This is a genomic window from Phyllobacterium sp. TAF24 (assembly GCF_052113785.1).
In the GTDB taxonomy this organism is placed as follows: Bacteria; Pseudomonadota; Alphaproteobacteria; order Rhizobiales; family Rhizobiaceae; genus Phyllobacterium.
On record NZ_JBFRDN010000014.1, the window covers coordinates 1 to 14041 of the forward strand.

Genomic DNA, 14041 nt, shown 5'->3' on the forward strand with positions numbered 1-14041 from the left:
GGTCAAGCCCGAGGATGACGGAGATGAGGATTGCAGGGAGCCAAGTTCTGCAGGGTTGGTGATTAGCGTTGCAGCCCCCATGTCCCTCATGGTGAGCGTGTCGAACCACGCCCCCCTTGCCACCAAACCAAGTTCAGCTGCGGGTCATCTCGCGGGCGATGCGGGTAAAATCGGCCTGCTTGATGCCGATATCGGCGCGGTCTGCCGGGCTCATGGCATTCAGCAAAGCCATGGCATTGCGGAAATCCTGATCCTTGCGGCGACGCCCGCGCGTGGTGAAATCAAAAATGAAGCTCATTGGTGGTATCCGTGTCTCTGTTTTCTGGACACAGGATAGTTCCACACACTCGGATTGTGCAGTGCAATATCTGCATGGGACCCATGCAATAGCTCAATTCCTTACCAACCCACCTGCTCGGCCTCGTCGACCGTCAGCGGTTTGATACCCGGCGTTAATGGCTCGGGTTTTTCGTCCTGCATGACCGGGGATGCCGGTGTGGGTTGCCGCACGGTGGTGCAGGCGGCAACGCAGATAAGAAGCGTGCCAAAGGCAAACACCCCCGCCGTAGCGCGGGTGAGCCTGAAAACATCTGTCATGCCTGAAAAACCGGGTTTCACGTTTTCCAGATGGATCAGTTGTCGCTCATTTTCAGGGCCTGAATAAAGGCTTCCTGCGGGATTTCGACCTTGCCGAACTGGCGCATGCGCTTTTTGCCTTCCTTCTGCTTTTCCAGAAGCTTGCGCTTGCGCGAGACGTCGCCGCCGTAGCACTTTGCCGTCACGTCCTTGCGCAGGGCCGAGATGGTTTCGCGCGCGATCACCGTGCCGCCGATGGCTGCCTGAATCGGGATCTTGAACATGTGCTTGGGGATGAGATCTTTCAGCTTTTCGCACAGATCACGCCCGCGCTTTTCGGCGGCGGCGCGGTGCACCATCATGGACAGCGCATCGACAGGCTCGCCATTGACCAGCACCGACATTTTAACGAGGTTGCCCTCGCGGTAATCGGACAGGTGATAGTCGAAAGAGGCATAGCCCTGACTGATGGATTTCAGGCGGTCGTAGAAATCGAACACCACTTCGTTGAGCGGCAGATCGTAAGTGACCATGGCGCGCTTGCCGACATAGTTGAGATCGACCTGAATGCCGCGGCGGTCCTGACACAATTTCAGGATCGAACCGAGATAATCATCGGGGGTGAGGATCGTTGCGCGAATCCAAGGTTCTTCGATGGTGGCGATCTTCATCACCTCGGGCATATCAGCAGGGTTGTGCAACTCCCGCTGCGTACCATCGGTCATGTTGAGCTTGTAGACAACGCTTGGGGCGGTGGCGATGAGATCAAGGTTGAACTCGCGCTCCAGCCGCTCCTGAATGATTTCGAGATGCAGCAGCCCAAGGAAGCCGCAGCGGAAACCGAAGCCGAGCGCCGCAGAGCTTTCCATTTCGAAGGAGAACGAGGCGTCGTTGAGGCGCAGGCGGCCCATGGCAGCGCGCAGGTCCTCAAAGTCAGCCGCATCAACCGGGAAGAGGCCGCAGAACACCACTGGCTGTGCCGGCTTGAAACCGGGCAGGATGGTGTCGGTCGGACGCTTGTCCTCGGTGATGGTATCGCCAACGCGGGTGTCGGCCACTTCCTTGATCGAGGCGGTGATGAAGCCAAATTCGCCGGGTCCAAGCTCGTCCACAGCCAGCATTTTTGGCGTGAACACGCCGGTGCGTTCAACCGGATATTTCGCGCCGGTGCCCATCATGCGGATGGTCTGGCCCTTTTTCAGGACGCCATCAATGATGCGCACGAGAACGATAACGCCGAGATAGGCATCGTACCAGCTATCGACAAGCATGGCTTTCAGCGGCTTGGTGCGGTCGCCTTCGCGGGGCGGCGGCAGCTGGTTGACGATCGCCTCAAGCACATCGGGAATGCCAAGGCCCGTCTTGGCCGAAATCAGCACGGCCTGGCTGGCATCAATGCCGATGACCTCTTCCACCTGCTCGCGGATACGTTCCGGTTCGGCGGCGGGAAGATCGACCTTGTTCAGCACCACGACAATCTCGTGGTTGTTGTCGATGGCCTGATAGACATTGGCGAGGGTCTGCGCCTCGACGCCCTGCGAGGCGTCAACGACAAGCAGCGAGCCTTCGCAGGCGGACAGGGACCGCGACACCTCATAGGCAAAGTCGACATGGCCCGGCGTGTCGATCAGGTTGAGGATATAATCCTCGCCATTATTAGCCTTGTAGTTCAGCCGGACTGTTTGCGCCTTGATGGTGATGCCGCGCTCGCGCTCGATATCCATCGAGTCGAGCACCTGTTCCTTCATGTCGCGCAGCTCAAGCCCGCCTGTCTGCTGGATCAGGCGGTCGGCAAGGGTGGATTTGCCATGGTCGATATGGGCGACGATGGAAAAATTACGAATGTGGTCAAGTGGAGTGCTCATGCGCGCGATTTAGCAGTGAACCGGCAAAACGCAAAGCGGGAAATGCAGGGACACCGTCACATGTCTGCATCGAACGTGCTATATTTTGCCCCTGTGCCACACACGGGGGATGTGATGATGGACGAATTCTTCAATTTCAAAGAGACGGATGGGTTCCGCGTCAAACTATGGCGCGGCGAATATATGTGTCTGCTGGGCTTCGACGTGGATGCGCCGGAGGATGATTTTGTCGGTTTCGCGGTGGAATATAAAGAGCCGAAGGGCACGAAATTCCTCAATCTGCGCAACCGCATTGCCTTTGATTATGGCGAACCCGCCAAGAAGGCGGTGACGGGCGGGGTCAAATTCCCCACCACCGAAGCGCCGCTGCAAATGTTCCGCTGGGTGCATTTTCCCTATGAGCCGCAGGACGGTATCTACACCTATCGCATCACCAAGATGCATATGCCTGAAGATGGCAAGCTGGTACGCGGCACCATGATCGAGCTGCCGATCCGCTATGATGCCGTCACCTATGACGGGTTTCTTGATGTGGGTTTTACCCGCAACTTTGCCTCCTCGCAGGCTTTCGAGGACAAGAAAAAGCAGCTGCATCTGACCAATGACATCATCCCCGGCAATGCGGATGATGGTCTTGCCTTTGCGGCCAAGAAAGCCGAGATCGCCAAGACAGGCATTTATGACTGGCTGGGTTTCGAGGCGCGCCGGCTGCTGTTCGGCTTTCTCGACTGGGCGGTGAAGGACCCGACCATCGAGGTGGATGCGCTGGCCTATGATCTGAATGAGCCGGATTTTCTGGCGCAGCTGGAAAAGCTCGGCAGCCGTTTGCGTGTTATCGTCGATGACTCAGGCGCGGTGGACAAGAAGACCGGCGAGAAAAGCGGGCATGGTGCGGCTGATAGTGCGGAAACCCAGGCAACTGCACGACTGGTTAGCAGCGCTGGAGCCGACCACGTAAAACGCGGGCATTTTCGCGGGCTGCAGCACAATAAAGTGCTGATCGCCAAGCGCAATGGCGTGCCGGTGCGGGTGCTGGGCGGATCGATGAATTTCTCGTTTCGCGGGTTTTACATTCAGGCCAACAATCTGTTCATTTTCGATGATGAAACAGTGGCAGGGCTGTTCGAGCAGATGTTCACGCTGGCTTTCACCGACATGGAGAACTTCCAGAAAGATCCGTTCTCCAAGGTCTGGCATTCGGTGAAACGCGAGGGACGTCCGGCGGTGCATATCTGTTTCTCGCCGCACAAATCATCGGAGCTGTCGCTGCAGCCGGTGGGCGGAGCCATCGATCAGGCCACATCCTCGGTGTTCTATTCCTTCGCCTTCATGAACCAGACGAAATCCGGACCGGTGCGCGAGGCACTGGACCGGCTGATCAAGAAGCCGCTGTTCAGCTATGGCGTGGTCGACAAGAAAAGCGGCATGGAAATCCAGAAGCCGAGCGGCGAGAACGGGCTCGTTGATTTTGCCTATCTCGCCAAGAATGCACCGGAGCCGTTCAAGAGCGAATGGTCGGGGGGTAGCGGCATCAATATTCATCACAAGTTCGCGGTGGTGGATTTCGACAAACCAACGGCAAAGGTCTTTACCGGATCGAGCAATTTTTCGCCATCGGGCGAGATGGGCAATGGCGATCATCTCGTTATCATCGAGGACCAGCGGGTGGCGACAGCCTTTGCCATCGAGGCGCTGCGCATGTTCGACCATCTGAACTTTCGCAACCGTATGCAGGTGGAAATTGCAACACAGCCCAAGAAGATCACGCTGAAAAAGCCCAAGGCGATTTCGGGCGAGGCCAATGCATGGTTTGACAAATTCTATGTGGCGGGCAGCCAGCGTGAGCGGGACCGGCTGACCTTTTCGCGTCAGTCGTAACGCAGTTCGCTCGCCTTGCCGCCAAACACCCCGTAGGCAAAGATCGAATAGCCGATGATGACGGGCAGCACCACGATGACGCCGACAAGGATGATGCCGAGGCTTTCAGGCGCGCTTGCGGCTTCAAAAATCGTCAGCCTGTCAGGCACCACATAGGGGTAAAAGGAATAGGCAAGCCCGGCAAAGCCGAGGGCAAAAATGCCCGCCATCATCACGAATGGCAGGGCGGAATGCCGGTCATTGGCGGCGGGCAGATGGTCGAGCACATACCAGAGCGCGGCGAATAGCGATGCTGTAATGAGCGGCAGTGGTGCAAGCAGGATAATCTCCGGCAGTGAAAACCATTTGGCGAAAATGCGCGGGCTGGCAAGGGGCGTTACCAGCGAGATCGCGATCATGCCAAGCGCGACCAAGACCAGCGAGCGACGCATGAGCAGCACGGCTTTGTGTTGGAGCGCGCCTTCGGTTTTATGGATGATCCACGCAGCGCCAATCGCCGCATAGGAGGCGGTAAGGCAGAGCCCGACAAGCAGACCAAAGAGAATGCCGGTCCAGGATTGATCAAGCCCCAGAATATAGACGCCGAGCATATAGCCCTGCGCCATGGAAGCGGTGATCGAACCGGCATAAAAGGCGAAATTCCAGCGCGGTTTCACATGCAGATCGACCTTGGCGCGAAAATCAAAGGCGACACCACGCAGGATCAGGCTGATCAGCATGATGACAACAGGGATATAAAGGGTCGATAGGACTACGCCGTGCGCGGCGGGAAACGCCACCAGCAGCAACCCAATGGCGAGGACCAGCCATGTCTCATTGGCATCCCAGAACGGGCCGATAGCGGCAACCATAATGTCCCGCTCGGCATCATCAGTCCCGGCAAAGAGAATGCCGACACCGAGGTCAAAGCCATCGAGGATTACATAAACAAGGATCGAGAAACCCATCAGCCCGGCAAAAATGAGGGGGAGAATGGTGGCTGCGCTGTAGGTCATGACGGGCATCGTGCTTGATGTTCAAAGCACCCCCCTCTGCCCTGTCGGGCATCTCCCCCACAAGGGGGGAGATCAGCCTTAAATACCGCCTTTGCGAAACTTGAAGGGTTTGCGGCTGTGCAAAGGCCTCGATGCCAATGTGATCTCCCCCCTTGTGGGGGAGATGCCCGACAGGGCAGAGGGGGGTGAAACAGGAGGTTCAACACCATTTCTTACGCTCCCCTCACAGGTTGACCCAATGGTTGGTCCTCAACGCCCGGTTCCGGCTGTTTGTCACCCTCTTTGGCAGCCTTGACCGCAAGGCGGATGATCACCCCGATATAAGCAAGCAAAAGCACCGCATAGACCACGAGGTAAGCCACGAGCGACGAGGCAATCACGCCCGCTGGCACTGGTCCAAGCGCATCAACGGTTTTGAGTACGCCGCTGACGAGCCAAGGCTGGCGGCCAATCTCGGTGGTGTACCAGCCGGCGAGTGTCGCCACCCAGCCGGAAAGCGCCATCGGCACCATCAGCATGGCGAGCGGTCGCGCGATGGTTCCGCGCCGCCACAGCATCCATGCGGCCATCCATGACACGAGCAGCATCAGCACACCCGTTCCAACCATGATCCGGAAAGCGAAGAACAACGGCAAGACAGGCGGATGATTGCCTTCGAACTGGTTGAGACCGGGCAGCACGCCGGTTGCGCTGTGCCGCAGGATCAGGCTGGCGCCATCGGGCACCGCAATCTCGAAACGGTTCTCTCGCCTGGCCTCGTCAGGCACGGCAAAAAGCACGAGAGGCACATTGCTCTGGGTTTCCCAATTGGCTTCCATGGCGGCGATCTTCTGCGGCTGATGCTCGAGCGTGTTGAGCCCATGCTGATCCCCGGCGAAAATCTGGATCGGGATGAGTATGGCCGCAAGATAGACCCCGGTGCGCAGGGTCTTCCACATGGCATCCGTGCGGTCGCCTAAAAGCCAGCGGAGGGCGGAAACACCGGCAATCAGAAACGATGCGGTCAGCGCCGATGCCAGCAGCATATGCACGAGGCGGTAGGGCATGGACGGATTGAAGATGATGGCAACCCAGTCAGTGGCATAGGCTTTGCCGCCGCGCATTTCGAAACCGGCTGGTGTCTGCATCCACGAATTCAGCGCGATGATCCAGAATGCCGATACGGTGGTGCCGAAGGCCACAAGGAAAGTTGCCAGCGTATGAACACGATTGGACACGCGGCGAAAGCCGAAAAGCATGATGCCGAGAAAAGCAGCTTCCAGAAAAAAGGCGGTGAGAATTTCATAGGCCAGTAACGGACCGGCGATATTGCCGACCGTTTCCATATAGCCCGGCCAGTTGGTGCCGAACTGAAAGCTCATGGTGACACCCGAGACGACACCGAAAGCGAAGGACAGGGCGAATACCTTGACCCAGAAATGGTAGGCTTTCATCCAGGCATCGTCGCTGGAGCGGATATAGCGAAGCTTGAAGTACAAAAGTACCCAGCCGAGCGCGATGGTGATCGTCGGGAACAGGATGTGGAACGAGATATTCGCAGCGAATTGTATTCTCGACAGAATGAACGGATCCATGACGGCGTCCTTTCGCTGCGGACATATGTCACCGGAATGCCTTCAATGAGAAGTAGACATGCTGTCGCGCGGCATCACCTCTCGATAATAATGGCCGCGGAGATTTCGCGGCCATTGGGTAGAAACGGGATCGGGTGAGGACTAGTTGAGCGAGCTGACCTTCACCGCCAGCAATTCGCCCTCATACATCATCGGGACGAAAATCGTATCGTCATTTGATCCGATATCGACATCACCGGGTTTGAACTGGGCGGCCAGCCGGGGTGACTGTCCTTCAACAATTTCATAGAGCGCGCCCTTTGCAGGATCGCTTAAATAGATGCGTCCGGGGAAGTTGACGATCCCGTCGACATTGGCAAAGCGAGTGGCCTTCGGGAAAGGCGTGACGGCCTTGCTTGCCAGATCAACAGAAACGAGCCCACCCTGCTGATCCGTGCTGAAATCCGCATGTATCCCCGCGCCCCATGAGCCGACGATCAGTCGGTTGCCATCAACGATAATCCCATTGGGTGACTTCAGATCAGCGCTTTCCAGCCACAGCTCAATCTTGCCGCCGGAATAGCGATAGATGCGGTTAGCCAGCATATCCGTGACAAAGACATCGCCATTTCCGGAAGCCGCCACGTCATTGAGGAATACCGCCTTGTCAGCGGCTAGGCTTTCAACGATTTTGCCCGTATCAAGGTCGACAATGCGCAGTTTGGTGATATCCGAGACAAAAAGTTTGTTGCCAACGATTGCCATACCCTTTGGCCCGTCAAAGCCGCTGGCCCAATCCATCTGGATAATCTGGCCATCCAGCGAGACGAGCGACAGATAGCCATTGCCATCCACGGCATCCGGTGCGCCATTGATGTTGCTGACAATCAGACGCTGGTGCGCCTTGTCATAGAGTGCGGATTCCGGCGTTTTGAAGCCGGATACTTTCCAGACTTCCTTGGCAGGACCAGCATAGGCCTGACCAATAAAAACACTCGCGGCAACCGCGACAGCCGATAAAATCCTGAAACCTGCGTGCATGATGTTTCTCCTTGCATGATCAGGAGAAGCATTAGATTATTGTCCTTTATGCGAAAGCTACCTTCATTCAAGTATCATAAACCGATACTTTTATGGTCGATCCGGGATACATTCTGATGAACAAGATGCTGTTTGAAGCCTTGAAGCGCGGCCTGAAAGCCAAGAACATCACCTATGGCGATCTGGCCCGGCGGATGAAACTGTCGGAACCGACCATCAAACGCATCTTTCAGGAGAGGGATTGCAAGTTTGGTCGTCTCATTGAGATTTGCGAGGCGGCGGGGATCGAGATCGAACATCTGATCGGTTCGATGAACCGCGCGCCGGATCAAGGCACCAAGGTGACGCTGGATGTGCAGCGGCGGCTGGCGCAAAACCAGTCGCTGTTTTTCGTATTCATCCTCATTCTGGAAAAGTTCACGCCTGAAAGTATCATGCGCATTCATGGCCTGAGCGAAGCCAGCATGTTTCTCTATCTGCGCGATCTGGAAAAGCTTGGCCTGTTGCAGATCGGGCGCGGCCTGAACTTTCGCCTGCTGGTGGAGCAGCCGGTGCAATGGGATTTTGATGGACCGCTGCATCAGACATTCATCATGATGAACCGCAATTTCATCAGCTGGTGCATTGCCCATCGCGGCAATGATGGCCACTTCCTCAGCTTTTCCCGTCCCATGCGCCGCCAGACGGCGGATTTGCTGCGGCAGGAAGCGGAGGAGCTGGCCGAACGCGCCAAGCTGCTTTCCCATTACGACCAGCAGACCACGGCGGAAGCGGATCTCGTCGGCTATAAGTGGGCCTGGGGTTTCGGCGGCTCGCCCTTTGGCGAGATGATGCATGTGGACCCGCATCCACGCGAACAGACAGCATCAAAACTGGCAACGGCGGACTGAACCAAACGTTCGATCCGCCGCCTGCCTGTTCATATTATACGGCGATCTTGCCGCCACCCTTTTTGGTGATGGCAACAACGGCGGGGCGCACCGGCATATCGTCCTTGAAATCAGGCCAACGGGTGGACAGGTCCTCGTAATAGGATGGACGGCCAAAGCCTTTCCAGTCCTCGCCACCATCGCCCGGATGCTGGACGGCAACCATCATGGTCTGCATATCAGGCAGCATGAGCGGGCCGCACATTTCCGCGCCCACAGGCACGCGGAAGAACAGTTTTGACGTGGCGCGGGCGCCGCCTTCCGTATCGATAGCCCAGATACCATCGGTGCGGCCAGTGTCCTTCGGCGAGTTGCCGTCGGTGGCGACCCAAAGACGACCGGCGGCATCAACCGCGCAATTGTCAGGCATGCCGAACCAGCCGTTCTTGGTCGTCTCGGTGGAGAACGACGCGCCGACATCGGCCACAGCCGGATCGCCGCATTTCAGCAGGATTTCCCACTTGCCCTTGGTCGCGGCAAAGTTGCCGTCTTCCTCGGCGATTTCGACGATATGGCCGAACGCATTTTTGGCACGCGGATTGACCGCGTCAACCTGATCATCCTTGCGCTTGGTATTGTTGGTCAGCATGACATAGACTTTGCCATTGACGCCATTCGGACCGATGTCTTCGGGACGGTCCATCTTGGTCGCACCGAGCAAGTCACCGGCGCGGCGGGTTTCGATGAGAACATCAGCCTGCGAATGGAAGCCATTGGCTTCGGTGAGCGGCCCCTGACCAAAGACAACAGGCAGCCAGTTGAGCGAGCCATCAACGTCGAACTTGGCGACGTAAAGTGTGCCGTCATCAAGCAGGTCGAGATTGGCAGCGCGATTATCCGGATTGAATTTTCCTGCTGTCACGAACTTGTAGACATAGTCGAAGCGCTCGTCATCGCCGAGATAGAACACGACGCGGCCATCCTTGGCGACGATGGAATCAGCGCCTTCATGCTTGAAACGGCCCATCGCTGTGCGCTTCTTGGGAATGGAATTGGGATCATTCACATCGATTTCAACAACCCAGCCAAAGCGATTGGCTTCGTTCGGGTCCTTGGACAGATCGAAACGGTCATGGAACTTGCCCCAGTCGTAAACACCTTCCGGGATACCCATGCGCTTGTAATTGGCGGCTTCCTTGCTGTCCTCAGGCAGTTTGCCAAGGAAATAGCCGTGAACATTCTCTTCACCCGACACATAGGTGCCCCACGGGGTCACGCCGCCGGAGCAATTGTTGATCGTGCCGAAAACCTTGGTTCCGGTGGAATCAGCATTGGTCTTGACGCGCTCATGACCGGCAACCGGGCCGGACAGCTGCATTTGCGTGTTCGCGGTGATGCGGCGATTGAGCTTGCCATCCTTCACCACCTGCCACTTGCCATCGACCTTCCTGATCTCGACGACGGTGCCGCCATGGGCTGCCATTTCAATATCGACACGCTTCTTGTCGGCGGGCGCGACGCTGATCTTGCCCTCAACGACCTTGACGATGCCGGGGAACATCAGATGTTCATTGGTGTATTCATGATTGACCACGAGAATTCCGTGTTCGGACGAGCCATCGATCGGAATGAAGCCGACATAATCATTGTTGTAGCCGAACTGCTTTGCCTGCGATTCCGGTGTCTGGTTCTTCGGATCGAATTCAGGTGAGTCCGGGAACAGGGCATCGCCCCAGCGCAGAAGCACATCAGCATCGTAGCCAGCGGCAACATGATGCTTTTCATCAATGCCGACTTCGACTTCCTCGAAGGAGAAAGCGGATTTGGCGTCCGCAGCGCGGGCATCGTCAGCCAGCATCAGCGCCATCGGGCTGACGGTTGCGGCAATGGCGGAAACGGCAAGCGAACCTTTGAGGAAACCACGGCGCGAAAAACGCGCGGCGATGATCTCACCCATGGTGGCATTGTCGGAGAGGTTATGGCCGGGGCCGTCATTCTCTTCAAGCTGGCTGGTGCGGAATGGCTGCTGGGAGGGAAGTTCGTTCATGATGCTGACCTCTGGCTATCTGGCTGGGGGGAGCGGCTTCGAACCGTCCCCGACCGCTAGAAGGTCAGCGTAACATCTTCATGACAAAGCGATGAATATTCGCAAGTACCCGCCAAAGGTATGAGAAGCGTTGTCACGCGGGTCTATAAATCTGCGCCACCGCCCCGCCGGGGAATGCCTTTGAGCTGATCAGCTTGAGGCGCATTGGCGCGGCGAGTTCGCAGAAGAGTGGTAGGCCTTTGCCCAAGACAACGGGCGCCACGACGAGTGCGAACTGATCAACCAGCCCTTGCGCGACAAGACTGCGGGCGAAACTCACCCCGCCATGCGCGATGATCGGCTTGCCTTCTCCGGCTTTCAACTTGGCGATTTCCTCAGCCAGATCACCGGTCGCCACATAGGCCTTGGCCCAACTTGCAGCGCCGGGCTGCAGCTCGACAGACTGTCCTGTTGCCGCATTGGCGCTGACGGCATCAACTGCCGCCGCCGTGTTGACATTCCCAAGAATCGCCTGCCCTTGCTGCGAGAAGACGGCTTTGGGAATCTGGTTCATCGGCGGCGCGAACTGGTCGGTGGACGTCTGCCAGTAATTGGCCATGGCCTGGAAGCTGCGGCTGCCCATAATATGCAGGCTGGCATTCCATATATAGTCAACGCCCCAAGCCTTCGCCTCCTGGTCAGCGCCGAACATCCAACTGTTTCGGCCATCAAGATCACTCACAAAGCCGTCGATCGATATGGCCATCTTCAAGATCAGGTCTCTCACGGGTTTCCTCCTCATGACGCTTCTGCCCAAGGACGCGCCAGATCGACCGATTCCGACAAGACGCATTTGAAAAACCGAAAATAACCCGGTCACGACAGCCATATCGTTTTAAGCCGCTGCGATAAGCCCGCCATAAATATCAAGATCGACATTGCCGCCCGAGAGCACCACGGCAACTGTCTTGCCTTTGATCTCTTCCTTGCGCGCCGCCGCACCGGCAAGGCCGACGCAGCCGCCCGGCTCGACGATCACCTTGAGATAGGTCGCCGCATCACGCATGGCAGCCGCAACTGCGGCATCGGAAACGGCAACACCGCCAGCCAGATTTTGCTTGTTGATCGGAAAAGTCAGTTTGCCGGGCTGCGGCGTTAGAATGGCATCACAGATAGACCGGTGACCCGGCTCATTGGCAACAGGCTCGCCCGCAATCAACGAACGGCGTAGATCATCGAAATTGTCAGGCTCGACGCCCCAGATGCGCGTTTGCGGTGAGCGGGCCTTCACAGCAACAGAAATGCCGCTGATCAGGCCGCCGCCGCCACTTGGCACGAAAACATCATCAAAGGTGATGCCACGCTCCTCCGCCTCATCAATCAACTCAATCCCGATGGTGCCCTGCCCGGCCATGATGGCAGGATCATCGTAGGGCGGGACCAGAATCATGCGGCGGTCATTGATGAAGTCAGCGGCGATCTCCTCGCGGCTTTCCTTGTAGCGGTCATAGAGCACAACTTCCGCGCCGTAGGATCTCGTATTGGCAATTTTCAGTTGCGGTGCATCTGATGGCATGATGATCACAGCCGTGATGCCAAAGAGCTGGGCGGAACTTGCCACACCCTGCGCATGATTGCCGGAAGAGAAAGCAACAATACCGCGCTTGCGCTCTTCCGCCGTCATCTGGCTGATCCGGTTATAGGCACCGCGGAACTTGAACGAGCCTGTTCGTTGCAGGCATTCCGGTTTGAACAGGATGCGCGCGCCATATTTGGCGTTGAGCCCTTCTGACTCGATCAGACGCGTCGGAACAAGCTGGCCCTTGAGACGGGCGGCGGCATCCACAATGTCGGTATTGGCAATGGCTAAAGCAGTCATCATGTCCTCGGCTACACCCTGCGTGATGGTTTTGCCATTCATAGCACCACGCGCCAATCCCGGCATCCAAATCATTGTCATCATTGTCCCATGCGGCCTCTTGAAAGTTTGGCCATAACGCTATAGTTTAGAATTATTCTAAAGTAGGAAAATATCATGCTCAGCCGCTTCTTCGGACCCCGCCGCCACGAACTCCACGCATTGTCGGAACAGCAAATTCTGGCGCTCGCCATTTCATCGGAAGAGGATGATGCACGAATCTATCTTGCCTATGCGGATGGGCTTCGTGATGATTTTCCGCAAAGTGCCAGAGTGTTCGAGGATATGGCGGAGGAGGAAAATCACCACCGGCAGGTGCTTATCGATCTGCACCGCGAACGCTTCGGTGATCGCATCCCGCTGATCAGGCGCGAGCATGTGCGTGGCTATCTGGAACGCAAGCCGGATTGGCTGGTGCGTCCGCTCGGCATCGACAAGGTGCGCGAGATGGCCGAAAAGATGGAAGAGCAAGCCTATCGCTTCTACACGGAAGCGGTGAAGCTTGTCAGCGATGCCTCGACCCGCAAATTGCTGGGTGATCTGGCAATTGCCGAAAAAACCCATGAATCACTGGCGCACCAGCTGGGCGAACAGCACACGCCCGATGCGGTGCAGCAGGACGAGAAGCTGACCGAGCGGCGGCAGTTCCTTTTGACCTATATCCAGCCGGGACTTGCCGGGCTGATGGATGGTTCGGTTTCGACGCTTGCACCGATCTTTGCCGCAGCGTTTGCCACACAGGATACATGGCAGACGTTTCTCGTTGGTCTGTCCGCCTCGCTGGGTGCCGGTATTTCAATGGGCTTTACGGAAGCCGCACATGATGACGGCAAGCTTTCCGGGCGCGGATCGCCCTTGAAGCGCGGCCTTGCCAATGGTGTGATGACGGCCATTGGTGGATTGGGTCATGCCCTGCCCTATCTTATTCCGGATTTCTGGACAGCAACGACTGTCGCGGCAATGGTGGTTTTTGTCGAGCTTTGGGCGATTGCCTATATCCAGCACAAATATATGGAAACGCCGTTCCTCCGCGCCGCTGTTCAGGTCGTGCTTGGGGGCAGTCTGGTACTGGCCACGGGTATTCTCATTGGCAATGCCTGACAGATACCCATGTGATTTGTGTGTTGCAGACGAATCAAAAGTGACAAAACCCGGTGGTTAACACCGGGTTTCTTTTTATCTTTTCAACCGGAGAATTGCGGCCTGCCATAGGTCTTAAAGCTAATATTCGATGAATTTAAGCTGTTTTAACCATCCGCATTCAGCAAGCGTTCATCTTTAGAGGTTAAATTTTAGCTAAATAATCGCTAACCGATTTTT

The 14041-nt window shown here is 56.8% G+C and carries 12 protein-coding genes; 3 read left to right on the forward strand and 9 right to left on the reverse strand.

Annotated features, from left to right (window positions below; genetic code table 11):
• Positions 1 to 133: 133 nt before the first annotated feature.
• The 3 genes from AB4Y96_RS13475 to lepA form a co-directional block, all read right to left on the reverse strand.
• On the reverse strand, positions 134 to 298 hold the full coding sequence (locus tag AB4Y96_RS13475) for a hypothetical protein (RefSeq protein ID WP_091878955.1): 165 nt from the start codon (positions 296 to 298) through the stop codon (positions 134 to 136).
• Positions 299 to 399: 101 nt separating this feature from the next.
• Complete coding sequence (locus AB4Y96_RS13480; RefSeq protein ID WP_441918003.1) at positions 400 to 597, reverse strand: hypothetical protein; 198 nt, start codon at positions 595 to 597, stop codon at positions 400 to 402.
• 35 nt (positions 598 to 632) lie between these two features.
• On the reverse strand, positions 633 to 2441 hold the full coding sequence (gene lepA, locus AB4Y96_RS13485) for a translation elongation factor 4 (protein ID WP_441918004.1): 1809 nt from the start codon (positions 2439 to 2441) through the stop codon (positions 633 to 635).
• Positions 2442 to 2501: 60 nt separating this feature from the next.
• On the opposite strand from lepA, the gene AB4Y96_RS13490 reads away from it, so the two are divergent.
• Entirely contained in the window at positions 2502 to 4319 is a 1818-nt protein-coding gene (locus AB4Y96_RS13490; RefSeq protein WP_441918005.1) for a phospholipase D-like domain-containing protein, read from the forward strand.
• On the opposite strand, the gene AB4Y96_RS13495 is transcribed toward AB4Y96_RS13490, so the two are convergent.
• The 3 genes from AB4Y96_RS13495 to AB4Y96_RS13505 form a co-directional block, all read right to left on the reverse strand.
• Entirely contained in the window at positions 4310 to 5314 is a 1005-nt protein-coding gene (locus AB4Y96_RS13495; protein WP_441918007.1) for a cytochrome d ubiquinol oxidase subunit II, read from the reverse strand. The genes AB4Y96_RS13490 and AB4Y96_RS13495 overlap by 10 nt on opposite strands.
• 212 nt (positions 5315 to 5526) lie before the next feature.
• A complete protein-coding gene (locus AB4Y96_RS13500) occupies positions 5527 to 6888 on the reverse strand; it encodes a cytochrome ubiquinol oxidase subunit I (protein ID WP_441918009.1) in 1362 nt (453 codons plus the stop codon).
• A 141-nt stretch (positions 6889 to 7029) separates the two neighbouring features.
• Complete coding sequence (locus AB4Y96_RS13505; RefSeq protein WP_441918011.1) at positions 7030 to 7908, reverse strand: SMP-30/gluconolactonase/LRE family protein; 879 nt, start codon at positions 7906 to 7908, stop codon at positions 7030 to 7032.
• 116 nt (positions 7909 to 8024) lie between these two features.
• On the opposite strand from AB4Y96_RS13505, the gene AB4Y96_RS13510 reads away from it, so the two are divergent.
• Positions 8025 to 8798, forward strand: coding sequence for a helix-turn-helix domain-containing protein (locus AB4Y96_RS13510; RefSeq protein WP_441918013.1), 774 nt, complete (start codon positions 8025 to 8027; stop codon positions 8796 to 8798).
• A 34-nt stretch (positions 8799 to 8832) separates the two neighbouring features.
• Here AB4Y96_RS13510 and AB4Y96_RS13515 read toward each other — a convergent pair whose 3' ends face one another.
• From AB4Y96_RS13515 to AB4Y96_RS13525, 3 genes are all read right to left on the reverse strand, one after another.
• Positions 8833 to 10824: a PhoX family protein gene (locus tag AB4Y96_RS13515; protein WP_441918015.1), complete on the reverse strand. Its 1992-nt coding sequence runs from the start codon at positions 10822 to 10824 to the stop codon at positions 8833 to 8835.
• A gap of 133 nt (positions 10825 to 10957) precedes the next feature.
• Positions 10958 to 11590: a dihydrofolate reductase family protein gene (locus tag AB4Y96_RS13520; protein WP_441918016.1), complete on the reverse strand. Its 633-nt coding sequence runs from the start codon at positions 11588 to 11590 to the stop codon at positions 10958 to 10960.
• A gap of 108 nt (positions 11591 to 11698) precedes the next feature.
• Positions 11699 to 12682 (reverse strand): threonine ammonia-lyase, encoded by a 984-nt coding sequence (locus AB4Y96_RS13525; RefSeq protein ID WP_441918145.1) that lies wholly within the window; start codon positions 12680 to 12682, stop codon positions 11699 to 11701.
• 156 nt (positions 12683 to 12838) lie between these two features.
• Here AB4Y96_RS13525 and mbfA point away from each other — a divergent pair, with 156 nt between their 5' ends.
• A complete protein-coding gene (gene mbfA, locus AB4Y96_RS13530) occupies positions 12839 to 13822 on the forward strand; it encodes an iron exporter MbfA (protein ID WP_441918018.1) in 984 nt (327 codons plus the stop codon).
• The last annotated feature ends 219 nt before the right edge of the window (positions 13823 to 14041 follow it).